The 24,551-nt window shown below is 49.3% G+C and carries 21 protein-coding genes; 16 read left to right on the forward strand and 5 right to left on the reverse strand.

From position 1 onward, the window contains the following. The first annotated feature begins 6 nt into the window (after positions 1–6). From alaS to DWW13_RS01460, 9 genes are all read left to right on the forward strand, one after another. A complete protein-coding gene (alaS, locus tag DWW13_RS01420) occupies positions 7–2,646 on the forward strand; it encodes an alanine--tRNA ligase (protein ID WP_118719012.1) in 2,640 nt (879 codons plus the stop codon). A gap of 205 nt (positions 2,647–2,851) precedes the next feature. Beyond that, positions 2,852–3,028, forward strand: a complete 177-nt coding sequence (gene rpsU, locus DWW13_RS01425) for a 30S ribosomal protein S21 (protein ID WP_004222305.1) — start codon at positions 2,852–2,854, stop codon at positions 3,026–3,028. Positions 3,029–3,122: 94 nt separating this feature from the next. Then, positions 3,123–4,703, forward strand: coding sequence for a cardiolipin synthase (cls, locus tag DWW13_RS01430; protein ID WP_117760330.1), 1,581 nt, complete (start codon positions 3,123–3,125; stop codon positions 4,701–4,703). A gap of 59 nt (positions 4,704–4,762) precedes the next feature. After that, complete coding sequence (locus DWW13_RS01435; protein ID WP_226906861.1) at positions 4,763–6,046, forward strand: D-alanyl-D-alanine carboxypeptidase family protein; 1,284 nt, start codon at positions 4,763–4,765, stop codon at positions 6,044–6,046. A 33-nt stretch (positions 6,047–6,079) separates the two neighbouring features. Then, positions 6,080–6,814, forward strand: a complete 735-nt coding sequence (locus DWW13_RS01440; RefSeq protein ID WP_022462318.1) for a ribonuclease H1 domain-containing protein — start codon at positions 6,080–6,082, stop codon at positions 6,812–6,814. 53 nt (positions 6,815–6,867) lie between these two features. Beyond that, a complete protein-coding gene (locus DWW13_RS01445; protein WP_070103705.1) occupies positions 6,868–7,668 on the forward strand; it encodes a metallophosphoesterase in 801 nt (266 codons plus the stop codon). 15 nt (positions 7,669–7,683) lie between these two features. Beyond that, complete coding sequence (locus tag DWW13_RS01450; RefSeq protein ID WP_022462320.1) at positions 7,684–8,505, forward strand: segregation and condensation protein A; 822 nt, start codon at positions 7,684–7,686, stop codon at positions 8,503–8,505. Next, entirely contained in the window at positions 8,483–9,106 is a 624-nt protein-coding gene (gene scpB, locus DWW13_RS01455; RefSeq protein ID WP_055226398.1) for an SMC-Scp complex subunit ScpB, read from the forward strand. The genes DWW13_RS01450 and scpB overlap by 23 nt, the downstream gene beginning before the upstream one ends. A gap of 33 nt (positions 9,107–9,139) precedes the next feature. Beyond that, positions 9,140–9,928 (forward strand): zinc dependent phospholipase C family protein, encoded by a 789-nt coding sequence (locus tag DWW13_RS01460; protein ID WP_055226396.1) that lies wholly within the window; start codon positions 9,140–9,142, stop codon positions 9,926–9,928. Between the two features lie 99 nt (positions 9,929–10,027). Here DWW13_RS01460 and DWW13_RS01465 read toward each other — a convergent pair whose 3' ends face one another. The 4 genes from DWW13_RS01465 to DWW13_RS01480 form a co-directional block, all read right to left on the reverse strand. Next, on the reverse strand, positions 10,028–11,902 hold the full coding sequence (locus DWW13_RS01465; RefSeq protein WP_179964625.1) for an extracellular solute-binding protein: 1,875 nt from the start codon (positions 11,900–11,902) through the stop codon (positions 10,028–10,030). Between the two features lie 23 nt (positions 11,903–11,925). Beyond that, a complete protein-coding gene (locus DWW13_RS01470; protein WP_118666265.1) occupies positions 11,926–12,768 on the reverse strand; it encodes an ABC transporter permease in 843 nt (280 codons plus the stop codon). Continuing rightward, positions 12,740–13,813: an ABC transporter ATP-binding protein gene (locus tag DWW13_RS01475; RefSeq protein WP_118719014.1), complete on the reverse strand. Its 1,074-nt coding sequence runs from the start codon at positions 13,811–13,813 to the stop codon at positions 12,740–12,742. The genes DWW13_RS01470 and DWW13_RS01475 overlap by 29 nt, the downstream gene beginning before the upstream one ends. A gap of 72 nt (positions 13,814–13,885) precedes the next feature. Continuing rightward, on the reverse strand, positions 13,886–14,425 hold the full coding sequence (locus DWW13_RS01480; protein WP_055226534.1) for a cupin domain-containing protein: 540 nt from the start codon (positions 14,423–14,425) through the stop codon (positions 13,886–13,888). Positions 14,426–14,703: 278 nt separating this feature from the next. Between DWW13_RS01480 and DWW13_RS01485 the strand changes: the two genes are divergently transcribed. Next, on the forward strand, positions 14,704–15,939 hold the full coding sequence (locus DWW13_RS01485) for a D-alanyl-D-alanine carboxypeptidase family protein (RefSeq protein WP_226906314.1): 1,236 nt from the start codon (positions 14,704–14,706) through the stop codon (positions 15,937–15,939). On the opposite strand, the gene DWW13_RS01490 is transcribed toward DWW13_RS01485, so the two are convergent. Further along, positions 15,924–17,306 (reverse strand): MATE family efflux transporter, encoded by a 1,383-nt coding sequence (locus DWW13_RS01490; RefSeq protein WP_118719016.1) that lies wholly within the window; start codon positions 17,304–17,306, stop codon positions 15,924–15,926. The two genes, DWW13_RS01485 and DWW13_RS01490, sit on opposite strands and share 16 nt — an antisense overlap. A gap of 268 nt (positions 17,307–17,574) precedes the next feature. On the opposite strand from DWW13_RS01490, the gene DWW13_RS01495 reads away from it, so the two are divergent. From DWW13_RS01495 to DWW13_RS01520, 6 genes are all read left to right on the forward strand, one after another. Then, positions 17,575–18,798, forward strand: coding sequence for a 6-phosphofructokinase (locus DWW13_RS01495; protein WP_055226388.1), 1,224 nt, complete (start codon positions 17,575–17,577; stop codon positions 18,796–18,798). A 270-nt stretch (positions 18,799–19,068) separates the two neighbouring features. Beyond that, complete coding sequence (locus DWW13_RS01500; RefSeq protein ID WP_022462330.1) at positions 19,069–20,502, forward strand: acyl-CoA carboxylase subunit beta; 1,434 nt, start codon at positions 19,069–19,071, stop codon at positions 20,500–20,502. Positions 20,503–20,517: 15 nt separating this feature from the next. Beyond that, a complete protein-coding gene (locus tag DWW13_RS01505; protein WP_118659149.1) occupies positions 20,518–21,291 on the forward strand; it encodes an OadG family protein in 774 nt (257 codons plus the stop codon). 14 nt (positions 21,292–21,305) lie between these two features. Next, the gene (locus DWW13_RS01510) at positions 21,306–21,683 is read left to right on the forward strand and encodes a biotin/lipoyl-containing protein (RefSeq protein WP_117509004.1); all 378 of its coding nucleotides are present in this window, start codon (positions 21,306–21,308) and stop codon (positions 21,681–21,683) included. Positions 21,684–21,716: 33 nt separating this feature from the next. Continuing rightward, a complete protein-coding gene (locus DWW13_RS01515; protein WP_022462333.1) occupies positions 21,717–22,868 on the forward strand; it encodes a sodium ion-translocating decarboxylase subunit beta in 1,152 nt (383 codons plus the stop codon). Positions 22,869–22,917: 49 nt separating this feature from the next. Then, positions 22,918–24,327, forward strand: coding sequence for an oxaloacetate decarboxylase subunit alpha (locus DWW13_RS01520; protein ID WP_022462334.1), 1,410 nt, complete (start codon positions 22,918–22,920; stop codon positions 24,325–24,327). Positions 24,328–24,551 lie beyond the last annotated feature (224 nt).

The raw sequence follows: 24,551 nt of genomic DNA on the forward strand, positions 1-24,551 counted from the left end.
ACAGTCATGGAAAAATATGGCGTAAACGAATTACGAAAGATGTTTCTTGAGTTCTTCGAGAGCAAAGGACATCTTGCTATGAAGAGTTTTTCGTTGATTCCACACAACGATAAAAGTCTTTTACTGATCAACTCCGGTATGGCTCCGCTGAAACCTTACTTCACAGGCGCAGAGATTCCGCCGAGAAGAAGAGTAACAACATGCCAGAAATGTATCCGTACCGGCGATATTGAAAATGTAGGAAAAACAGCCCGTCACGGCACCTTCTTTGAGATGCTCGGAAACTTTTCCTTCGGTGATTATTTCAAACACGAAGCAATCGCATGGTCCTGGGAGTTTTTAACACAGGTAGTAGGGCTCGATCCGAATCGTCTGTACCCATCCATCTATCAGGACGATGATGAAGCATTTGATATCTGGAACAAAGAGATCGGCATCCCGGCAGACCGTATTTTCCGTTTTGGAAAAGAGGACAACTTCTGGGAGCATGGTGCAGGTCCGTGCGGTCCGTGTTCTGAGATTTATTATGACCGCGGAGAAAAATACGGCTGCGGCAAACCGGGATGTACCGTTGGCTGCGAGTGTGACCGTTACATGGAAGTATGGAACAACGTATTCAGCCAGTTCAACAACGACGGCGAGGGCCACTACACCGACCTGATCCAGAAGAACATTGATACCGGTATGGGACTTGAGCGTCTGGCCGTTGTCGTACAGGATGTAGATTCCATCTTCGATGTCGACACCATTCAGGCACTCCGCAACAAAGTATGCGAAATCTCCGGAAAAGAGTATGATAAAGATCATGAGACCGATGTTTCCATCCGCCTTATCACAGACCATATCCGTTCCGCAACATTCATGATTTCCGATGGAATCATGCCGACCAACGAAGGAAGAGGCTACGTACTGCGCCGTCTGATCCGCCGTGCAGCACGTCATGGCCGTCTGCTTGGCATTGACGGACTGTTCCTTGCCCGCCTTTCCGCAAGCGTAATCGAAGGCTCTAAAGACGGATATCCGGAACTTGAAGAGAAAAAAGATTTCATCTTCAACGTTCTGAACAACGAGGAGACCCAGTTCAACAAAACCATCGACCAGGGACTTCGTATCCTCTCCGAGCTCGAAGAAAAAATGCAGAGCGAAGGCAAAAAAGTTCTGGACGGACAGGATGCATTCAAACTGTACGATACCTACGGATTCCCGCTGGATCTGACCAAAGAGATCCTCGAGGAGAAGGGCTACGGCATCGACGAGGACGGTTTCCATGCAGCAATGGAAGAGCAGAGAGAGCGTGCAAGATCGAGCCGTGAAGTAACAAACTACATGGGTGCTGATGCAACCGTTTACGATGAGATCGACCCGTCCGTAACAACTGAGTTTACCGGATACGATCATCTGGAGGATACCTCCAAAGTAACCGTTCTGACGACAGAGACTGAGATTGCAGAATCTCTGATGGAAGGCCAGAAGGGAACCATTTTCGTAGAGAAAACTCCGTTCTACGCTACCATGGGCGGTCAGGAAGGCGACTGCGGTATCATCAAAGGAGCAAATGGTGTATTCGAAGTAGAAGATACCATCAAACTCCGCGGCGGAAAATACGGCCACGTCGGTGTCATGAAATCCGGTATGATTTCAAACGGCGAGGAAGTTACACTTCAGGTCAACGAAGAGGCAAGAAAAAATATCGAGAAGAACCACAGCGCAACACACCTTCTGCAGAAGGCATTAAAGACTGTTCTCGGTGCACACGTAGAGCAGAAAGGTTCTCTCGTAACCCCGACCAGACTCCGTTTCGACTTTGCCCACTTCCAGGCTATGACACCGGAAGAACTGGAAAAAGTTGAGAATCTGGTAAATGAAAAGATTCAGGAGCAGATCCCGGTTGTAACCGACATCATGGATACTGAGGAAGCAAAGAAATCCGGCGCGATGGCTCTGTTCGGTGAGAAATACGGCGACAAAGTACGTGTCGTTTCCATGGGAGACTTCTCCAAAGAGCTCTGCGGTGGTACCCATGTAAAGAATACCGCTGAAATCGGACTGTTCAAACTTGTTTCTGAGGCAGGCGTTGCAGCAGGTGTCCGCAGAATCGAAGCTCTGACCGGACCGTCTGTTACTGCATATTATAAAGCACAGGAAGAGAAAATACATGAGGCAGCAGCTCTCTTAAAGACAACACCGGCGGATCTCCTCGAGAAGATCGCTCATCTGCAGGCAGAGGCAAAAGCACTCCAGGCAGAGAATGAGTCCTTAAAGAGCAAACTGGCAAAAGAAGCGCTCGGCGATGTTATGGATAAAGTAACCGAAGTCAAAGGTGTAAAACTTCTCGCTGCATCCGTACCGGATGTCGATATGAACGGACTGCGTGACCTTGGCGACCAGCTGAAAGAAAAACTGGGAAGCGGCGTTGTTGTTCTGGCATCTGCAAAGGACGGTAAAGTAAGCCTTCTTGCCATGGTAACCGATGATGCGATGAAGAAAGGTGCACATGCCGGAAAACTGATCAAAGAAGTGGCAGCCGTTGTCGGCGGCGGCGGCGGTGGACGTCCGAACATGGCACAGGCCGGCGGAAAGAATCCGGAGAAGATCGACGAAGCAGTTGCAAAAGCTGCTGAGGTACTGGAAGGCCAGATCGCATAACAATAAGCAGGAAAAACAGCACAAAATCCTGCCGCCTGCAGGGCAGAAAAAGGAGCCAGGCAGGCGGCAGGGAAAAATTTTGCAAAAAAATGAAAAAACTTGTTGACGTACGAGATTTTTCTGGTATAATAAGAACAGTGCAAAAAATACCCATACAGTTGTATTATGCACAATCTACAACTGGAGGGAGGTTAGGTGTGAGACTATGTCAAATGTAATCGTTAAAGAAAACGAAACGTTGGACAGCGCTTTACGCAGATTTAAGCGTAGCTGTGCAAAAGCTGGCATTCAGCAGGAGATTCGTAAAAGAGAGCATTACGAGAAACCAAGTGTTCGTCGTAAAAAGAAATCTGAAGCTGCCAGAAAACGTAAGTATAATTAATGTGCAAAAAATCCCCGGCGATCTGTTTTGCCGGGGATTTTTATACTTGTAACTTAAAGTCGCAGGTTTTGACAAAACAGCAAGGCGGTGACAAATGAGAATTTTGTACAAAATAGCAAACAAGCTGTTTCGTATCGTGAAAAAGATTCTGAAGCTGCTTACCAGCCGTATGGTCATTATCGGTGTTGCACTTCTTCTGGAATTTTGCTGGCTGGCCGGAATTGTGATGCAGCTCAATGAAAAATCTGTCTACATCAACTATGCGGTCACGATCCTTTCCCTGATTGCAGTGCTTTCGATTATCAATAATCCGAAAATGAATCCCGGCTACAAACTGATGTGGGCAGTCTGTATCCTGGCGCTTCCGGTAACCGGAATCTGCCTGTACGGCATTCTCGGCCATTCCAGTGTGGCAAGAAAATTCCGTACACATTACGATACAGTTCTGCTTTCGCAGGGAGGCGTTCTTGGAGAGGAAGAAGAGACGCGTAAAAAGCTCGAGGAAGAAAATATCCTGGCAGCGGGGCAGTCTTCCTATCTGACCAATTATGCGCATTATCCTGTTTATGAAAATACAGAAACAGAGTATTACCCGCTGGGAGATGTATGGTTTGAGCACTTTATTGAGGAACTCAAAAAGGCAGAACACTACATTTTTATGGAATATTTCATCATCAGCGAGGGGTATCTGTGGGATACGGTGCTGGAGATTCTGAAGGAAAAAGCGGCCGCCGGTGTGGATGTGCGGCTGATTTACGATGATTTCGGCTGCGTGACGACACTGCCGTATCAGTATTATAAATCGCTGCAGCAGATGGGCATCAAGTGTGCGGCGTTCAATCAGTTCCGACCGGTGCTGAATGTCATTTTAAATAACCGTGACCACCGGAAAATTGCCGTGATCGACGGTCATACGGCTTTCACGGGCGGCATTAATCTTGCGGACGAATACATTAACCGCAAGGAGCGGTTCGGCCACTGGAAGGATTCCGGAATCTGTCTGCATGGTGAGGCGGTATGGAGTTTTACGGTGATGTTTCTGCAGATGTGGAGCACAATCACCGGTATGGAATGCGATTTCGAATCATACCGGCCGGAAATCTATCACGAGGAAGCGTTTAAAAAAGACGGTTTTGTGCAGCCGTACGGCGATTCCCCGCTGGATGGAGAGACAGTAGGCGAGCATGTTTATCTGAACATTATTTCACAGGCGAAAAAATATCTTTATATTTTTACCCCGTATCTGATTCCGGACAACGAGACGCTGACCGCTCTCTGCATGGCGGCAAAGCGCGGAGTCGATGTGCGGATTGTAACGCCGGGCATCCCGGATAAGAAGATTGTCTATATTCTGACGCAGGCCAATTACGAGATCCTGCTGGAATCCGGCGTTCAGATTTACCAGTATACGCCAGGCTTTATCCATTCCAAGAGCTTTGTCTGTGATGATGAAGTTGCGACGGTCGGAACGATCAACATGGATTACCGGAGCATGTACCTGCATTTTGAGTGCGGTGTCTGGATGTACGGCAGCAGTGCGGTTGCCCAGGTAAAAGAGGATGCGCTGATCACGTTTGAACAGTGTGAGCAGATCAATATGGACTACTGCCGAAAGAAAAATTTTGCAGTCCGTGCACTCCGCGGTGCGCTGAAGTTTCTGGCACCGCTGCTGTAAACGGAACAGACAGCATAGTTCTGCGGTCGTCTGCATAGCCTGTAGGGAAGAAAGAGCAGATGTTTCGAGGGAATATGAAGAGAAGAACACGAAATATCGTCTGGAGCCTGCTGATGATCCTGGCGCTTCTTGCAGCGCCCTTGAAAGTGACTGCGGCAGAGCAGAATGGAGAATCTTCCGACAAGCAGCAGAACGAAACAACGGAACAGAAAACAGAAGAGACGGAGGAGACAGCACCGGAGATGACAACGGACCTTGGGCTGGCTTCGCCGTCTGTTCTTTTGATGGAGGCACAGACCGGAACTGTTCTGTATGAGAAAAATGCGTCGGAACAGCGAAGCCCGGCGAGCATCACAAAAATCATGACGCTGCTGCTGATTTTTGAAGAGCTCGAAAAAGGGACGCTCCAGCTGACCGACGAAGTGACGACGAGTGCGCACGCCAGAAGTATGGGCGGGTCCCAGGTTTTTCTGGAAGAGGGCGAAAAGCAGACCGTTGAGACGATGATCAAGTGTATTGTCGTTGCTTCGGGAAACGATGCATCTGTAGCGATGGCAGAGCATATTGCGGGGACAGAAAGCGAGTTTGTCAGCCGGATGAACCAGAAAGCAAAAGAACTCGGCATGAACGACACGAAGTTTGAGGACTGCTGCGGCCTCACGGATTCCGACGGCCATTACACGACAGCGGCAGATGTGGCGAAAATGTCTCGGGAGCTGATCGAGCGCTTTCCGCAGATCCTGAACTATTCCTCTATCTGGATGGAAGAGATTACGCATGTCACACAGAAGGGAAGCAAACCATTCACCCTCACCAATACAAATAAGCTGATCCGCGGCTATGAGGGCTGTGTGGGACTGAAAACAGGAAGCACCTCGAAGGCGAAGTACTGCGTCTCGGCAGTGGCGAAGAAAAATGATCTGACGATGCTGGCAGTCGTGATGGGAGCACCGGACTACAAGGTGCGGTTTGCAGATGCAGCGTCACTGTTCCAGTATGGGTTTTCGTCCTGCAGCATCTACATAGACCGGGAACGCGATCCCCTGCCGGAACTTTCGGTTGTTTACGGAAAGCAGGATACGGCAGAACTGGAATATGCGGAAGAATTCCGCTATCTTGCGACGGGCGGGACGGTGATCGGTGAAGTGGAAAAAACGATGGAACTGCCGGAAGAGGTGCAGGCCCCTATCCAGAAAGGCGAGTGTGCCGGAAGAGTTGTTTACAAAGCAGACGGTGAGGAACTTGGTTCCGTTGCGATTTTATATGGAGCAGACGTGGCAAGAGCCGGCATGTGGGATCTGTTCGGATGTACGATGAAACAATATTTTCTTGGGACGGCATAAAGCCGGAGTATCATGCGCGAAAAGGAGAAAAACATGGCAAAGAAAAATTACTATGCGGTAAAACAGGGAAAGGTTCCGGGCATCTACCGGACATGGGATGCGTGCAAAGCGCAGGTACACGGTTATCCTGGCGCAATTTACAAGGGATTTGAGCGTCTGGAGGAGGCAGAGGCCTTTCTGGGCGGCGGTAAAATGCCGGAACCATTGCTGCGGGAAACAAAAGGAACGTATTTCGCTGCCCCGGAACGAAAGGCAGTACAGAGCACGGCAGCACCCGATCCTTCTTCTTGGGACTGGGAACACCTGATTCTGGCGGAAAAACCATGCGAAGACCCGGAATACGCCGGTGTCGGCAGGAGCGCCGTCGCATACGTGGATGGAAGCTATCAGCATGCGCTCGGAAAGTTCTCCTGCGGTGTGGTCCTCTTCCTGGACGGAAAAGAGTTGAATCTTGCAGAAGAATACAGCGACCCGGATCTCGTCTCCATGCGGAATGTAGCAGGCGAGATCAAGGGCGCAGAGCTGGCCATGGCTTACTGCCTGACACATGATATTCCGGAGCTGGCCATCTATCATGATTACCAGGGAATCGCAAGCTGGTGTACGAGAGAATGGCAGGCGAAAAAACAGGGAACCATCGATTACCGGAATTTTTACGATCTGGCATCGGCCAAAGTTGCGATCCGCTTCTGCAAAGTAAAGGGCCACACCGGCGTCACCTACAACGAAAAAGCCGATCAGCTGGCAAAACAGGCACTGGGCTTATAAACCGCAGGGAAAACGGGTTGTCATACACCGAAAAATCAAGTATAATGAACGGTATGAGAAAATTTACAACGACCTATTACAAACTTTCGTCAAATGGAAAATTTCTGGAAGGAAACGGTTTTCGTCTGGCGTTTATCAGTGATCTTCACAATATGGAGTTTGGCCCGGACAACACGGTGTTAAAGGCAGTCATCGATGAGGCGGCTCCGGATCTTGTCATCATCGGCGGGGACCAGATTGTGGCAAAGCCGGGGGAGAACCTCGACCCGGGTCTGAGTTTCGCGGAACGTCTTGCGGAGGAATACCAGGTAATCTATGGCTGCGGAAACCACGAATACCGTCTGAAGCTGTACCCGGAACAGTACGGCGATCTGTATGAAAAGCTCCGGGAGCGCCTGAAAAAGGCAGGAATCTGCTATCTGGAAAATGAGACGGCGGATCTTACCATCAGCGGCTGTCCGGTCCGGATCTACGGCTATGCCATGGACCGCACCTATTACAACCGCTTTTACCGCGGACCGCTGCCGGTTTCGGAACTGACGGACCATCTTGGAAAACCGGATCCGGCGCGCTACGGCATTCTGCTGGCGCATCACCCTGCCTACCGCAGCTCCTATGCATCATATGGAGCCGATCTGACGCTTTCCGGCCATTATCACGGCGGCGTGGTGGGCCTTGGCGCGCACCGGGGGCTTGTGACGCCGGATTTCCGCCTTTTTTCGAAAAACTGCCGCGGGCTGTTCCTGACGGGCGGCACCTGCCAGATCATCAGTGCAGGAACGGGCGAACACACCATTCCGGTCCGCATCTGGAACAGAAGAGAATTGATTATTACAGATATCGGGAAAACGTAAGGGAGAACAGAGCACATGGCGATACCAGTAAAGCTTCCGGTGTTTGAAGGACCGCTGGACCTTCTTCTTCACCTGATCGATAAAAACAAAATAGATATTTACGATATCCCCATTGTAGAGATTACGGACCAGTATCTGGAATACATTCATCAGATGGAGCGGGAAGACCTCGACATCATGAGCGAGTTCATGGTCATGGCGGCGACGCTTCTGGATATCAAATGCCGCATGCTGCTTCCGAAAGAAGTGAATGAGGAAGGCGAGGAAGAGGACCCGAGAGCCGAGCTGGTGCAGCAGCTTTTAGAGTACAAAATGTACAAGTACATGTCGTACGAGCTGCGTGACCGCATGAACGAGGCGAGCCGTTCCGTGTACAAGGAGCCGACGCTTCCAAGAGAAGTGCTGGAGTACAGGACGCCGGTCGACACCTCCGAGCTTCTCTCGCAGATTTCTCTCGCGAAGCTCCATACGATCTATAAAATGATTTTAAAGCGCCAGGAGGACAAGATCGACCCGATCCGAAGCAAGTTCGGAAAGATCGAAAAAGAAGAGGTCAGCCTGCCGGACAAGATGACGTATGTCGAGCAGTTTGCTGTTAAAAAACGCCGCTTCAGCTTCCGCGACCTTTTGGAATCCCAGCCGGGCAAGGTGCATGTGATTGTCACCTTCCTTGCAATCCTGGAGCTGATGAAAACCGGCAAAATCCGGATCAGCCAGGAGGAGCTTTTCGGGGATATCCTGATTGAATCCCTGGAGGATGAAGACACCGTAGTTGTGCCGTATACAGACGAGACAGACAGTGAGGACAAGACAGATGGAAGAACAGAACAGGAATAAAGAAACTGCCCTGGGTGAGGCAAGACGCCCCTCTTCGGTCGAGGAGGCGGAAGCAGCCATCGAGGCAGTCCTTTTTGCGATGGGAGATTCCGTGGAGCTGGGAAGGATTGCAAAAGCGATCGGCCATGACACGGAGACGACCCGCAGGATTCTGAACCATATGATGGAAAAATATAATACGAAAGACCGCGGCATCCACATCGTGGAGCTTGAAAATGCGTATCAGATGTGCACGAAACAGGAATATTATGATTATCTTGTCAACATCGCCATGCAGCCGAAGAAGGCGGTTCTGACCGACGTCATGATGGAGACTCTCTCGATCATTGCCTACAAGCAGCCGGTCACGAAGCAGGAGATCGACAAGATCCGCGGCGTCAAGAGCGATCACGCGGTCAACAAACTGGTGGAGTACAATCTGGTGCAGGAGCTTGGCCGCCTCGACGCGCCGGGCCGCCCGATTGTGTTCGGCACGACCGAAGAATTCCTGCGGAACTTCGGCGTCGATTCCACCGACAATCTGCCGGAGATCAGTCCGGTCAAGATGGAGGACTTCCGCGCAGAAGTGGAAGAGGAAATGCAGATCAAGCTGGATGTCTGATCCGGCAGGAGAAAAAAGAAGGGAGATACCGATATGCCTACTACGTACGCACACGACAGGTTCGGAAGAGAAGTCTATGAACAGCTTCCGGCAAATTTGAAAAAGATCATTCGAGAAAACAAAAAATTGTATCTGATCGGACTGCACGGGCCGGATATCTTCTTTTATTACCATCCGTTCTCGAAAAACCGTGTGTCTGATTACGGAACGCTTCTGCATGAGCAGACGGCTTCCGTTCTGTTCGAGGATGAGGTGAAAAAGTATCAGCAGAGCCCGTCAGAGGCGATGGAAGCGTATCTGTTAGGCTTTGCCTGCCATTACCTTCTCGATTCGACGTGTCATCCGTATATCGGGAAATTTGTGGATCACACTGGAATTTCCCATGCAAAGATTGAGACGAGCCTTGACCAGTACTTCATGCTGGAGGACGGCCTCGATCCGCTCGTATACCGTCCGGCATCGCCGATCTGCCCGCACACCGACGGCAACAAGGTCATCCACCGCTGTTTTCCGGAAATCGGGGAAACAGAAATTGTCGAATGCCTGAAGGGCATGAAGCTCTGGACGAGAATCACGATCTGCCGCAGCAGTGCGGTAAGAAGCCTTCTTCTTGGAGCGATGAAACTGGTCGGCTGCTATGATTCGATGGGCGGCCGTGTGATGCCTGGAAGGCCTCAGAAGGAATGCGAAGCGGGCACACGGAATCTTGTCCACCTGTACGAAAGAGCGCTTGCAGAGGCGCCGCAGGAGCTTGTAAAGCTGGATGAAGTGCTCCATGGAAACGGAACGCTTTCTCCGCGCTTTGACCACAATTTTGATTAAAACAGACTTTTGAGAGCAACAGTAAGAATAGAAAAATCCCGGCAGGAATCTTTCCTAAGAATTCCTGACCGGGATCTTTTTTTGTCCGAAAGCAGATCTTTAATTTGATTTTACTTCACGCCACAGCTGGTTGTAAACCTCATCGGCATCATCGCCAAGATACGTAAAGGTTTCGCACCGTGCAAGCGTTTCCTCATCCGGGAAGGCGATTTCACTGTTTCGGATATCGTCATCCTCAATCAGTTCACGCGCCGCATCATTCGGCGTAGAGTAGGTAATATACTCAAAGTTTTTCAGTGCGATGTCCGGCCGGCAGAGGAAATTCAGGAATTTCTCTGCGTTTTCGACATGCTGCGCATCTTTTGGAATGCACCAGGAATCGATCCAGACGTTGGAGCCTTCTTTTGGAACAACGTATTCCAGATCCGGGTTTTCACGCTTCGTGTAGATAGCTTCACCGGAGTAAATAACGCCGATAGCCGCCTCATTTCCGATCATCTTGTCACGCACCTGATCCACAACGTACGCCTGCACGAGAGGTTTTTGTGTCACAAGCAGATCCTTCGCCTCCGTCAGCTCCTTGATATTGGTGGAGTTTAAGGAGTATCCCAGATCCTTTAAAGCAACAGCAAACGCATCGCGCACGCTGTCCTGCATCAGAATGCTGTCGCGGTAATTGGTATCCCACAGAACAGACCAGGAGTCGATCGGCTCGCTTACCATTTTTTTGTTGTACAGAATACCAACTGTTCCCCAGCAGTACGGGATCGAGTAGAGATTGCCCGGGTCGAACTGCTCGGAAGTCTCGTAGTACATATCTCCAATGTTGGAAGCGTTTGGAATATGGTCAAAGTTGATCGGCTGCAGCAGATCGTTCTGGATCATCTTCTGAATCATATAGTCGGACGGGCAGACAAGATCGTAGGAAATCGCACCGGATTTGATCTTCGGATACATGATTTCGTTCGTCTCATACTCCTCGTAAACAACGTGGATACCGGTTTCTTCCTCAAAGATATCGATGACATCAGAATCCATATATTCGCCCCAGTTGTACACAATCAGCTGCTGGGAGCCGCCGGCTGAAGCATTCTGGCTTCCGTAGTAAATACCGCCGCCGCCGATGACAAGCACCATGGCGATCGGAAGAATCCGGCGGAAGACCACACGTTTCGTGATGCGGAAACGGATGCCCTTCTTCGCCATAGCCTCGCGCTCTTTTGCCTCCTCTTTTTCTTCCTTCGGAGAAGGATTCACATTCACAAGGAGCAGCAGAAGCAGTACGGTGACAAAAAGAATTGTGGAGAGCGAGTACATCTCCGGCTTGATTCCCTTGCGGACCTCGGCATAAATCTTTGTGGAGAGCGTATCAACGCCCGGTCCCTTGGTGAAGTAGGTGATAACGAAATCATCGAGGGACATGGTAAAGGAGAGCAGAAAGCCTGAAACAACACCCGGCATGATGTCCGGGAAGATGACTTTCCAAAACGCGTACAGAGGGGAAGCGCCAAGGTCGAGGGCTGCCTCGTACGTTGATTTGTTCGTCTGCTTTAATTTCGGCATAACGCTCAAAATAACATAAGGAACATTGAACGTGATATGCGCCATCAGAATCGTGCCGAATCCAAGCTGAATGCGGCAGATGATAAAGAGCAGCATCAGCGAGATTCCCATAACGATCTCACCGTTCAGCATCGGGATGTTCGTAATACCCATGAAAAGCGTCCGGCTTTTTTTTGACATGCTGTTGATGCCGATGCACGCAAGCGTTCCAAGGATGGTTGCAATCGCAGAGGCAAGAAGCGCAATGATTAACGTTGTATACAGCGCGTTCATGATCTCTGTATTGGCAAACAGTGAACGGTACCAGTGCAACGTAAAGCCGCCCCATTTGGCACGCGTTTTTGATGCATTAAAGGAGAGCACCACAAGGGTGACAATCGGCGCATACAGAAGAATAAAGATGAGCGCCATGTAAATTTTTTCCAGTTTCTTTCTCAAAATGCCGTTCCCTCCCCGTCTTTATCGTATTTGTTCATCAGAACCATCGACAGGATGATGAAAATCATCAGGACTGTGGAAAGTGCACTTCCGGCATTCCAGTTGTTGGTCTGTTTGAACTCCTGCTCGATGACGTTTCCGATCAGAAGGATCTTGCTTCCGCCGAGCAGGTCGGAAATAACAAAGGTTGTAAGCGCCGGGATAAATACCATGGTAATACCGCTTACGATACCCGGCGTGGTGAGCGGCAGCGTTACTTTCAGAAAAGTCTGTACACTGTTCGCTCCAAGGTCTCTTGCTGCGTTGATGACATCGCGGTCGATCTTAATCAGGACATTGTAGATCGGCAGAACCATAAACGGCAGGAAGTTGTAGACCATACCGAGAATGATTGCTCCCGGCGTATTGATGATGGAAATGCCGGGCAGATGAAAAAACGAGAGAATGCTGTTGATGACGCCGTTTTTCTCAAGCAGTGTCTGCCATGCAAGCGTGCGGAGCAGAAAGTTCATCCACATCGGGAGAATGAAGATCAGCACAATAAAGCTGGTCTGATTGACGTTCCGGTTTGCCAGAATCATGGCAAGCGGATAAGCAAGGACAAGACAGAGGACTGTGCTGAGCAGCGAGAGCCACAGAGCCAGGCCGAGTGCCTTGATGTTTTCCTTCGTTGCAACGTAGGCAAAATTCGAAAGGGTAAAGCCGCCTTCTTCCCCGGTGAACGCATAGTAGAGAATCAGGATCAGCGGGATGATGATGAAACCAACAGCCCAGACGGCATAAGGTGCTGCCAGCCATTTCTTTAATTTATTACTCTTCAACAGTTGCCGCCTCCTCATCTTCGGATTCCGGTTTGTTCATGATCTGGATATCAAATGGATCGACATGGATGCCGACTTCCTGTCCGACCGGGAACAGATCGGTAGAGTGAACGAGAAGCTCAAAACCGTTCACCGTAACCTCCATCTCATAGTGAACACCTTTGAAAATCAGATGGGTGACACGTCCGCGGATGGTACCTTCCTCCGGTTTCACAAGATCAATATCCTCCGGGCGGATCACAACGTCGACCGGTTTGTTTTTGCCGAATCCGACATCAACGCACTCGAACTTCGCACCGAGAATCTCGACGAGACGGTCCTCAATCATGATGCCGTCGAGAATGTTGCTGTCACCGATGAAGTCTGCAACGAATGCGTTCTGCGGTTCATTGTAGATGTCTTCCGGTGTGCCGATCTGCTGGATATAACCCTGGTTCATGACAACGATCGTGTCCGACATGGTAAGCGCCTCTTCCTGATCGTGGGTGACATAGACAAAGGTGATGCCAAGTTCGTTTTTCAGACGGATCAACTCGTACTGCATGTCCTGGCGGAGCTTTAAGTCAAGTGCGCCGAGCGGCTCATCCAGAAGGAGAACTTTCGGTTCGTTGACAATCGCGCGCGCAATGGCGATTCGCTGCTGCTGGCCGCCGGAGAGAAGCGCCGGGGAGCGGTTTTCGTAACCCTCAAGGTTAACAAGTTTTAATGCGTATTTGATTTTGTCATTGATATATGCTTTGGATTTTCCTTTGATTTTCAGCCCGAAAGCAATGTTTTCCGCAATTGTCATATGCGTGAAAAGAGCATATTTCTGGAACACCGTGTTTAGCTGGCGTTTGTTTGGCGGAAGCTGGGTGATATCCTGTCCGTTAAATAAAACCTTTCCGGCATCCGGTGTCTCAAAACCGCCGAGGATACGTAATGTGGTTGTTTTTCCGCAGCCGCTCGGGCCAAGGAGGGTAAGAAATTCGTTTTCACGGATATAAAGATTCAGATCATCCAGAATGGTAACTCCGTCGTACGATTTTGTGATGTTGACCAGATCAAGTAATTTGGTACTCATGTGTAATATGCTCCTTTCGGGTTGTGAAATTTGGAACACCGTTTCTCGTGAAAATCACGCGGTGTAAAAAATCTAAAAATAAGGCGGTGAACTGACCCAGAGAATGATGGCCGGTGTTTTACCCGGATTTTCCAGATAATGATTACAGGAAGCGGGATAGTAGAAGCTTTCCCCTTTCTTCACTTTGTGGCATTCATCTCCAAGATGAAGGAGAATACGGCCGGAAAGTACATAGCCGAATTCCTCGCCTTCATGCGGTGAATCAATCTCGGTGCACGCGCCGCTTTGCAGCGTCAGCCGGATTGGCTCCATCCTGTTTTTCTGTGCATTCGGAACGATCCATGCGATCTCGTTGCCCTGCGCTTCAGCGGTCTTTACAAAGTAATCTTCTTCGCAAAAGACAACCTGATTGTCCTGCTCTTCGCCGAAAAACGTTTTTAGATCCGTTCCAAGGCAGGTAAGAACATCAACCAGCGTGGCGATCGAGGGAGAGGTCACATCGTTTTCAAGCTGGGAAATAAATCCCTTTGACAGCTCGCTCCGATCTGCCAGTTCCTCCTGCGTCAGCCCTTTCCACATCCGCAGTTCCCTGATTTTTTTTCCGATTTCCATAAAAAATCCTTTCTGCATCCAAAGTCTTTCCCGGGATCCTTTTGCTGAATACGGATTCTCAGGAAATCTCAGTAAAAATAAACAAAAAGTTTAGTAATTCTATACAAACACGGGGAATTATACATGATATGGATCGCAGTGTCAATAACTTTGTGAAATTTTACCATGATTTTGCAGGAAACCTCATATAATGAAGAAGAAGCAGACAAAAAGCCGGTCCCAAAAGAGCGTCCGGCTTTTCCGTTTTTAAAGAGAAAAAACACAAGGGGGATCTGATTTTGAACAGAAAAAGAAGAAACAAGACAGGTTTTTTCCTGGGAATCCTGCTTCTGTTTTTGGGAAGTGTGTCCGTGACTGCGACAGAGCAGGAGAGCGAGCCGAATCAGCTGTTTGCAACGGCGGCATGCCTGATGGATGGCGATACCGGCCGTGTGCTGTTCGGAAAACGCGAGACAGATCCTATGGCAATGGCGAGCACAACGAAAATCATGACATGCATTCTGGCACTGGAAAACGGACAAGAGCAGACGGTCGCAACTGCATCGGCTAAAGCAGCCGCAGCGCCGAAAGTACATCTCGGTGTGAGGGAGGGAGAACAGTTTCTGCTTGGCGATCTTCTGTATTCCCTGATGCTGGAATCGCATAACGACGCGGCGGTAATGATTGCAGAGACCATCGGCGGAAGTGTAGAGGAATTTGCATCGCTTATGAATGAAAAAGCCGCAGCAATCGGCTGTACAGATACGCATTTTGTGACGCCGAACGGTCTCGATGCTTCTGACGCAGGCGGAGATCACCACACGACAGCAGCTGATCTGGCACGGATCATGCGATACTGTGTCTGGATTTCACCGAAAGCCGCCCAGTTTCTCGCAGTGACGCAGACGCGGTCCTATACCTTCTGGGATCTGGAAAAGAAAAACATGTTCAACTGCTATAATCACAACGCACTGCTGGATCAGATGGATGGAGCTGTTTCGGGAAAAACCGGCTTCACGGCAAAAGCCGGTTACTGTTATACCGGTGCGCTGGAGCGGGATGGAAAGCGTCTGATTGTGTCGTTGCTTGCGTGCGGATGGCCCAGCCATAAAAACTATAAATGGGCGGATGCCGCAAAGCTTTTAAACTACGGGCTGGAATCGTATATGTATCGTGACGTGCTGGACCATAGCTGGAACCCAGGGCAGATTGAAGTAGCAGACGGTGTTTACGACGGGATGCTGCAGGTAAAAAGCAGCGCCCGCCTTACCCTTACAAGCCCAGCGCTTGATCCGGCGCGCTCGCTTCCCGCTCTTCTGAAAGAGACAGAAATACCGGAAAAAGACATTTTTTTACCGGAGCTTTTGAAAGCCCCGGTAAAGAAAGGAGAAAAGGTCGGTTCGGTTACGTATTCGATCGACGGGATTCTTCTCGCGGAATATCCCGTCTATGCAGCCGAAACGATCGAGAAAATTGATTATGGGTGGTGCATGGAAAAGGTCGCAGAGCGCCTCTTTTGTCATTCTTCGGTATGAGTCACTTTTGCAAGTGTTTCTGTTGAAAGAATTTTCCGGATATTGCAGAGAAACAGCGTAACGGCAGTGATAACAGAACATACATCAGCGATCGGTTCTGCATAGTAAACGCCCATGACACCGAAGAAATGCGGCAGAATGAGTGCAAGCGGAATCAGAAGGATGACTTTCCGGAGCAGTGCAATAAAAAGAGAAATCTTCGCCTGGCCAAGACCGAGGAAGGAACTCTGTACGCCGCTCTGCAGTCCGAAAATTGCCATGCCGGCAATGTAAACCGGAAGTACCTTCTCTACGATGACAATCAGTTCCGGGTCAGTCGTGAAAAGACCGGCAAAAAGAGCCGGACGAAGCATTGCGAATACAACGTAGACGAAAGCGGCAGTAAAAGTAATGGCGATCATGCGCCGGATTGTCTGGCGGACACGGTCAAACTGGCCTGCACCAAAGTTGTAGCTGATGATCGGCTGTACACCGTTCGTAAAGCCGTTGACCGGTACGAAAATCAGCTGCAGCACCGACTGGAGAATTGTCATCGAGCCGACATAGAGGTCGCCGCCGTACGTCTGTAGCCCGTGGTTCATGACGATTGTGATGGCACTTTCCGTTGTAGACATGATAAATGGTGAGATGCCGAGTGCCATGACAGAGCCTAAAATGGAAAAATCCGGTTTCATGGTGCGAAGAGAAAGGCGGACACCTGATTTTTTTGAGGTAAGAAACCGAAGAACCCATGCAGCACTTAAAGCCTGGGAGAGAATGGTAGCAAGTGCGGCCCCGGAAACACCCATATGAAGAACGAAGATGAAAACCGGGTCAAGACCAATGTTGATAACAGCGCCAATGAGAACGGAGCACATGGCCGTGCGTGCGTGTCCCTGACAGCTGATAAAAGTATTCAATCCGACAGCCAGCTCGACAAATACGGTTCCGACAAGATAAATGGAAATATACGTGGAAGCGTATCGGATTGTGTTGCTGCTTGCACCAAAGAGGTACAGAAGCGGTGTCTGAAAGAAAAAGAAAAACGCCATCAGACACACGGAGAAAAAGAGCAGCAGGGAAGTGGAGCTTCCAAGAATTTTTTCTGCGCGGTCCCGGTTTTTCTGTCCGAGTGCGATGGCGGCAAGAGGAGCACCGCCTCCACTTGCGAATCCGGCAAAGGCGGAGATGATTGTGATAATCGGAAACGTGACGCCGACACCGGTCAGTGCCAGGGAACCAACATCAGGAATCCGGCCGATATAAATGCGGTCTACAATGTTATATAGTACATTTACAATCTGTGCGAGGACAGAGGGAAGGGCCAGTTCGAGCATCAGTTTCCCGATTTTTTCGGTGCCGAGACGGCCATCTTGCTTGGTCTGCATGAAAAAAACCTCCAGTTTTTTTGTTGATGAAACGTATATTTTTCTGCGTCCTTTTCGTGGACATTGCTTCTATTATAGCTTTTTAAGGGCAATCCTGCAAGAAAAAAACGAAAAACTTTGCAATCCGTTGTGAAAGTCTACAGGCTTTTCCCGGAAACGCAAAACAGGGTGTACGGAAGAAAAAAAATATGGTACGCTATAGGACGAAGCGAAAGTGATTTCGTGAAAAACTTTTAGAAAGTAGTGGGAATAGATGGAGGAAAATCATATGCGAAATCTGTTAGTAGCGCAGTCTGGCGGACCGACCGCGGCGATCAATGCAACGGTGGCAGGAGTTGTTTCCTGTGCTGTACTGTCCGGAAAAGTAGATCATATTTATGGTGCGGTAAATGGAATTGAAGGCGTGCTTGCAGAAAAATTTCTTGATCTTGGAAAAAAACTGGATTCAGCAGAAAAAATCTCTCTTCTGATGCAGACCCCGGCAGCAGCGCTTGGCTCCTGTCGTTATAAACTGGGCGATCCGGAAGAAAACAAGGAGGATTTTGAAGAAATACTTCAAATTTTTCGCAGACATGAGATCCGTTATTTTATTTATATCGGCGGAAATGATTCGATGGATACCGTAGACAAGATGTCAAAGTACTGCAAAGAAAACGGTGTGGACGATGTGTTTGTTGTCGGGGCGCCAAAGACGATTGACAATGATCTTGTCGAAACGGATCACTGCCCGGGCTTTGGATCTGCGGCAAAATATCTGGCAGCAACCTTTGCAGAGCTGGAGAGAGACTGCCATGTATATGAAAAGAAGGCTGTGACCATCGTGGAGGTCATGGGAAGAAACGCAGGATGGCTGACGGCAGCGTCTGCACTGTCCCGTGTCAACGGCGGAGAAGGGCCGAGCCTGATCTATCTTTGCGAGCCGGTCTTTGACACCGAACAGTTTTTAAAGGATGTGCAGGAAAAACTGGAACAGAAGGACAGTGTTCTGGTTGCAATCAGCGAGGGCATCCATGACAGCGAGGGCCGCTATGTTTCTGAGCAGGTGCAGAGCGATGCACAGGATCAGTTTGGGCACAGCTACATTGCAGGTTCTGCAAAAGTACTCGAAGAGCTGGTGCGTGACCGTATCGGCTGTAAGGTAAGATCGATTGAACTGAACCTGATGCAGCGGTGCGCGGCTCATCTTGCGAGTGCGACCGATCTTGAGGAGTCCCGTATGCTCGGCATGAAAGCCTGCCAGTGTGCACTGGAAAAACAGGGAGGACAGATGGCATCGATCCGAAGAATCTCCGCGGATCCTTACCGCGTGGAGTATACCTCCGTTCCGGTATCGGAAGTGGCAAATAAAGAAAAGAAAGTGCCGCTTTCCTGGATTACAGAAGATGGTCATGATGTGACCGAGGAGATGATGGCGTATCTTCGTCCGCTGATTCTTGGCGAACCGGCGATGCAGTATGAGAATGGAATTCCGGTTCACATTGAACTATATTAAACCGAAGGAAAAACGTGTAAGAAAAGCCGCCGCCGGGCGGCTTTTTTGTACGATGCGGAAAGAAAACAGGACTTTTTGAAAAAGGAAAGGCCGGGAAAAATCAAGTTTGACCTTCCATTTATAATAGGAAAAATCTGAAATTTTTCTGTCTATTTTCTGTCAAAAAGGTGAGAAAAAGTATTGAAAAAAAACGAAAAAACAGATATGATAGACTTGTATAAAATTTGTTTAAAATTTTATAATGAAAATAGAAAGATGGAGGTTTGAAGAATGAGTAACACAGCACAAAGTTTAGCGAGCACAAGAATCGCCTCTTTGCTGGATGAAAACAGCTTTGTGGAAATCGGCGGACAGGTTACTGCCAGAAGCACAGATTTCAACATGGCCGGCATGGAGACACCATCCGATGGTGTAATTACTGGTTACGGTGTGATCAACGGCAGCCTGGTATACGTATACAGCCAGGATGCGTCTGTGATGGGCGGTACCATCGGCGAAATGCATGCAAAAAAAATCGCGAGACTGTATGAGTTTGCACAGAAAACAGGTGCTCCGGTCATCGGACTGGTAGACTGTGCCGGTATGCGTCTGCAGGAGGCAACTGATGCTCTGAACGGTTTCGGCGAAATCTATATGGCGCAGGCAATGGCATCCGGCGTGATTCCACAGATCACGGCAGTATTTGGCACATGTGGCGGCGGTATGGCACTCATCCCGGCTATGACAGACTTCACGTTCATGGAGTCTAAAAACGGAAAACTTTTCGTAAACTCCCCGAACGCACTGGACGGAAACCACGTATCCAAATGTGATACCGCATCCGCAGATTTCCAGGGCGAAGAAGCAGGTCTTGTTGACTTTGCTGGAACCGAGGAAGAAATCCTCGGACAGATCAGAAACCTGGTATCTATGCTTCCGGCAAACAACGAGGACGAAGCATACACCGAGTGCGAGGATGATCTGAACCGTGCATGTGCAGACCTTGCAAACTGCGCAGGCGATACCGGAATCCTTCTTTCCCAGCTCAGCGACAACGGCATCTATTTTGAGACCAAAGCCGCTTACGGAAAAGATGTTGTAACCGCATTCATCCAGTTAAACGGAGCAACCGTAGGAGCAGTTGCAAACCGCTCTGAAATCTACGGCGAGGACGGAACTGTAAAAGAGAAAATGGATGGAACCTTAAGCGCAAGAGGAGCCAAAAAAGCAGCAGATTTCGTAAACTTCTGCGATGCTTTCTGCATCCCGGTACTTACCATCACAAACGTAACCGGATTCAAGGCAACCAAATGCTCTGAGAGAACCATGGCTAAGAACGCAGCAGCCCTGACCGCAGCTTTCGCAAACGCAACCGTTCCGAAAGTAAACGTTGTTGTCGGCAAAGCATACGGAAGCGCATACGTTGTCATGAACAGCAAATCCATCGGAGCAGACATGGTATTTGCATGGCCGAACGCAGAAATCGGAATGATGGATGCAAAATCTGCAGCAAAGATCATGTACGAAGGATCTGACGCTGCTACCATCAACGAGAAAGCAGCTGAATATGCAACCCTTCAGAACAATGTAACTTCCGCAGCCAGAAGAGGCTATGTGGACACCATCATCGAGCCGGAAGACACCAGAAAATATGTTATCGGCGCATTCGAGATGCTGTATACCAAGAGAGAAGACAGACCGGACAGAAAACACGGAACAGTCTAAGGAAGGTGGCATACGATGAGAAAGAACTGGAAAAAATTAGTAAGTCTCGTCCTTACCGCAGCCTGCACCATGGTTGTGACCGTAGCTCCTGTTTTTGCGGATGCGGCATCTACACCGGCTTATTCACCGGTTGAGGCATCTACGGTAGATTCTCTGCTCTCCTCCAGTGTTCAGTGGGTAGGACAGAGCCTGATGACCTACAGCGATGACGATCTTGCCAATATGGAAGCTTCCGACCAGCAGTTCTATGCAAGAGCAGCTGAGGCATGGGAAGAGGCAAAGGCTGACCTCGGAGAGGTAAAAAGCCTGGAAGACGGTACTCTCGAAGTAGACGGAGATTTTGTAACCTGCACAATTCCGGGTGAATTTGAAAAAAATCCTGGTATTGTCCGCGTATTCTGGAACATCAGCACCGGAACACCAGTTCCGACCGACCTCACCATCACCGTTGAGGAGTCAAAGGGCGTTCTGATCGGCCAGGCCGGCATGAACACCATCATCGGAATCGGTACCGTATTTGTTATGCTGATTTTCCTGATTTTCGTTATTTCTTCGTTTGATTACATTTTGGGAGACAAGAAGAAGAAAAAAGCACCGGCAGCACCTGTACAGGAAGCACCAAAGGCTGTCGCAGCACCGGTTGTTGAAGAGACAGCACCGGAAGCAGACGATATGGAGCTGCAGGCTGTTATTACAGCTGCAATCGCCATGTATGAAGAAGATATGGCTTCTGCATCCGGAGATGCTTATGTTGCACGTCCGATCCGCAGAAAAGGCAAAAGAGCTTAAGGAGGAAATTTTCAATGAAAAACTACACCATTACCGTAAACGGAAATGTATATAACGTAACTGTAGAAGAAGGAACCACAGCAGGCGCAGCTCCAGTTGTCAGCGCAGCAAAAGCAGCACCGGCACCAAAAGCAGCACCGGCAGCACCGAAAGCAGCAGCTCCGGCAGGCGCAGCAGGCAGCGTAGAGGTTACTGCTTCTGTACCTGGTAAAATCTGCAAAATCGAAGCAGCAGCAGGCACCGCTGTAAAAGCAGGAGATGCTGTTCTTGTACTGGAAGCCATGAAGATGGAAATCCCGGTTGTAGCACCGCAGGATGGCACAGTAGCAACCATCAATGTAGCAGTAGGCGATGCAGTAGAATCCGGTGACGTTCTTGCAACCATGAACTAATGCCCGTTGTAAGAAAAAACCGGAGGTGAAAAAATGATTACTGAAACTTTAAACAACCTGCTTCACCAGACGGCGTTTTTTAATCTGGACTGGGGCAATTACGTTATGATCGCAGTGGCTTGCTTCTTCTTGTATCTTGCGATTAAGCATGAATTTGAGCCGCTGCTTCTTGTACCGATCGCATTCGGTATGCTGCTTGTAAACATTTACCCGGACATCATGGCTGAGCCTTATACCGACGTACAGGGTCTTGAGCATGCGGGCGGTCTGTTCTACTATTTCTTTACTCTGGACGAGTGGAGTATCCTCCCATCCCTGATCTTCATGGGTGTAGGTGCGATGACAGACTTCGGTCCGCTGATTGCAAACCCGATCAGCTTCATCATGGGAGCTGCAGCACAGCTTGGTATCTATCTGGCGTACTTTTTCGCTATTTTCATGGGATTCAATGGAAGAGAGGCAGCTGCTATCTCCATCATCGGCGGTGCCGACGGCCCGACTTCTATTTTCCTTCTGAATAAACTCGGACAGCAGCATCTGATGGGACCGATCGCCGTAGCAGCATATTCCTATATGTCACTGGTGCCGATCATCCAGCCGCCGGTCATGAAGCTTCTGACTACAGAGAAAGAGCGTAAAATCAAAATGGAGCAGCTTCGTTCCGTATCCAAACTCGAGAAGATCCTGTTCCCGATTGTTATCACCATCGTTGTCTGCATGATCCTTCCATCTACCGCTCCGCTGGTAGGTATGCTGATGCTTGGTAACCTGTTCCGTGAGTGCGGCGTTGTAAAACAGCTCCAGGAGACAGCTTCCAATGCCATGATGTACATCGTAGTTATCCTTCTTGGTACTTCCGTTGGTGCATCCACAAGTGCTGAGGCATTCTTAAATGTCAGCACCTTAAAGATCGTTGCCCTGGGTCTGATCGCATTCGTATTCGGTACCGCAGGCGGTGTCCTGTTAGGAAAGGTACTGTGCAAGGCAACCCACGGAAGAATCAACCCGCTGATCGGTTCTGCAGGTGTATCTGCGGTACCTATGGCAGCCCGTGTATCCCAGAAAGTCGGTGCGGAGGCAGATCCGACGAACTTCCTGCTGATGCATGCAATGGGACCGAATGTAGCCGGTGTTATCGGTACAGCCGTAGCGGCCGGTACCTTCATGGCGATCTTCGGTGTATAACTTCTTAAGACAAACAAAAGTGAGAAACACTTAATTTAGGAGGATAGAAATGGCAGTAGAAAAGAAACCTGTCAAGATTATGGAAACTGTTCTGCGTGATGCACATCAGTCCCTGATCGCGACGAGAATGACAACAGAACAGATGCTTCCGATCATCGATAAAATGGATAAAGTCGGATATCACGCAGTAGAGTGCTGGGGAGGTGCAACTTTCGATGCTTCCTTACGTTTTCTGCATGAAGATCCATGGATGAGACTGAGAAAACTCCGTGACGGATTCAAAAATACAAAACTGCAGATGCTGTTCCGTGGACAGAATATCCTGGGATATCGTCCGTACGCAGACGACGTAGTAGAGTATTTCGTACAGAAATCCATTGCAAACGGAATCGACATCATCCGTATTTTTGACTGTATGAATGATCTGCGCAACCTGCAGACCGCTGTCAGCGCAGCAAACAAAGAAAAAGGCCACGCGCAGGTAGCACTTTCCTATACTTTAGGAGATGCTTACACCCTGGATTACTGGACCACCATGGCAAAGAGAATCGAAGAGATGGGTGCAGATTCCATCTGTATTAAAGATATGGCAGGCCTGCTCGTTCCGTACAAGGCAACTGAGCTGGTAACCGCGCTGAAAGAAGCAACCGATCTTCCGATTCAGCTGCACACCCACTATACTTCCGGTGTTGCATCCATGACGTACCTGAAAGCAGTAGAGGCTGGTGTTGATATCATCGATACCGCAATGTCTCCATTCGCTATGGGTACTTCACAGCCGGCAACTGAGGTTATGGTTGAAACCTTCAAAGGCACTCCATACGATACTGGTCTGGATCAGAACAAACTGGCTGAGATCGCAGATTACTTCCGTCCGATGAGAGACGAAGCGCTCGATACAGGCCTCTTAAATCCGAAGAACCTTGGCGTAAATATCAAGACTCTTCTGTATCAGGTACCGGGCGGTATGCTCTCCAACCTGACAAGCCAGTTAAAAGAGCAGCACGCAGAGGACAAATACTACGATGTACTCGAAGAAGTACCGCGCGTAAGAAAAGACCTCGGCGAGTGCCCGCTGGTTACTCCGTCTTCCCAGATCGTTGGTACCCAGGCTGTATTCAATGTCCTGATGGGCGAGCGTTACAAGATGGTAACGAAAGAGACAAAAGACGTTCTTGCCGGAAAATACGGTGCAACTGTAAAACCGTTCAATCCGGAAGTACAGAAGAAATGCATCGGCGATACCGAGCCGATCACCTGCCGCTACGCAGACCTGCTTGAGCCGGAGCTTCCAAAACTGGAGAAAGAGATCGAGCAGTGGAAACAGCAGGATGAGGATGTATTAACCTATGCTCTGTTCCCGCAGGTAGCTGTAGACTTCTTCAAATATCGTGAAGCACAGCAGACAAAAGTAGATCCGGCAGCCGCTGACAAAAAAGACGGCGCATATCCGGTCTAAATAAAATCTGAGTAAAAAAAATCAGCCGGTGTTCTGTGTTCCCCGTAAAAAGGGAATGCAGAACACCGGCTTTCCTTTTCAGCTTTTCAGCCATTGCGCCAGTAATTTATTCGTGTTATAATTCAAAAGATCGAGGTGTGTCCGAAAAAGAATCAGGATGCCTCCAAAAGAAGAAATGTGGATGCCGAATGGCATTTGCAGATCGGAAAAACAAATCAGGAAGA

The organism is Blautia sp. AF14-40 (genome assembly GCF_003479665.1).
Lineage (GTDB): Bacteria > Bacillota > Clostridia > Lachnospirales > Lachnospiraceae > Fusicatenibacter > Fusicatenibacter saccharivorans.

Bases quoted from the DNA above. Each gene is read 5' to 3' on its own strand.
- alaS (WP_118719012.1), top strand. From the start codon at position 7: ATGGAAAAATATGGCGTAAACGAATTACGAAAGATGTTTCTTGAGTTC.
- rpsU (WP_004222305.1), top strand. From the start codon at position 2,852: ATGTCAAATGTAATCGTTAAAGAAAACGAAACGTTGGACAGCGCTTTA.
- cls (WP_117760330.1), top strand. From the start codon at position 3,123: ATGAGAATTTTGTACAAAATAGCAAACAAGCTGTTTCGTATCGTGAAA.
- DWW13_RS01435 (WP_226906861.1), top strand. From the start codon at position 4,763: ATGTTTCGAGGGAATATGAAGAGAAGAACACGAAATATCGTCTGGAGC.
- DWW13_RS01440 (WP_022462318.1), top strand. From the start codon at position 6,080: ATGGCAAAGAAAAATTACTATGCGGTAAAACAGGGAAAGGTTCCGGGC.
- DWW13_RS01445 (WP_070103705.1), top strand. From the start codon at position 6,868: ATGAGAAAATTTACAACGACCTATTACAAACTTTCGTCAAATGGAAAA.
- DWW13_RS01450 (WP_022462320.1), top strand. From the start codon at position 7,684: ATGGCGATACCAGTAAAGCTTCCGGTGTTTGAAGGACCGCTGGACCTT.
- scpB (WP_055226398.1), top strand. From the start codon at position 8,483: ATGGAAGAACAGAACAGGAATAAAGAAACTGCCCTGGGTGAGGCAAGA.
- DWW13_RS01460 (WP_055226396.1), top strand. From the start codon at position 9,140: ATGCCTACTACGTACGCACACGACAGGTTCGGAAGAGAAGTCTATGAA.
- DWW13_RS01465 (WP_179964625.1), bottom strand. From the start codon at position 11,902: ATGGCGCTCATCTTTATTCTTCTGTATGCGCCGATTGTCACCCTTGTG.
- DWW13_RS01470 (WP_118666265.1), bottom strand. From the start codon at position 12,768: ATGAGGAGGCGGCAACTGTTGAAGAGTAATAAATTAAAGAAATGGCTG.
- DWW13_RS01475 (WP_118719014.1), bottom strand. From the start codon at position 13,813: ATGAGTACCAAATTACTTGATCTGGTCAACATCACAAAATCGTACGAC.
- DWW13_RS01480 (WP_055226534.1), bottom strand. From the start codon at position 14,425: ATGGAAATCGGAAAAAAAATCAGGGAACTGCGGATGTGGAAAGGGCTG.
- DWW13_RS01490 (WP_118719016.1), bottom strand. From the start codon at position 17,306: ATGCAGACCAAGCAAGATGGCCGTCTCGGCACCGAAAAAATCGGGAAA.
- DWW13_RS01495 (WP_055226388.1), top strand. From the start codon at position 17,575: ATGCGAAATCTGTTAGTAGCGCAGTCTGGCGGACCGACCGCGGCGATC.
- DWW13_RS01500 (WP_022462330.1), top strand. From the start codon at position 19,069: ATGAGTAACACAGCACAAAGTTTAGCGAGCACAAGAATCGCCTCTTTG.
- DWW13_RS01505 (WP_118659149.1), top strand. From the start codon at position 20,518: ATGAGAAAGAACTGGAAAAAATTAGTAAGTCTCGTCCTTACCGCAGCC.
- DWW13_RS01510 (WP_117509004.1), top strand. From the start codon at position 21,306: ATGAAAAACTACACCATTACCGTAAACGGAAATGTATATAACGTAACT.
- DWW13_RS01515 (WP_022462333.1), top strand. From the start codon at position 21,717: ATGATTACTGAAACTTTAAACAACCTGCTTCACCAGACGGCGTTTTTT.
- DWW13_RS01520 (WP_022462334.1), top strand. From the start codon at position 22,918: ATGGCAGTAGAAAAGAAACCTGTCAAGATTATGGAAACTGTTCTGCGT.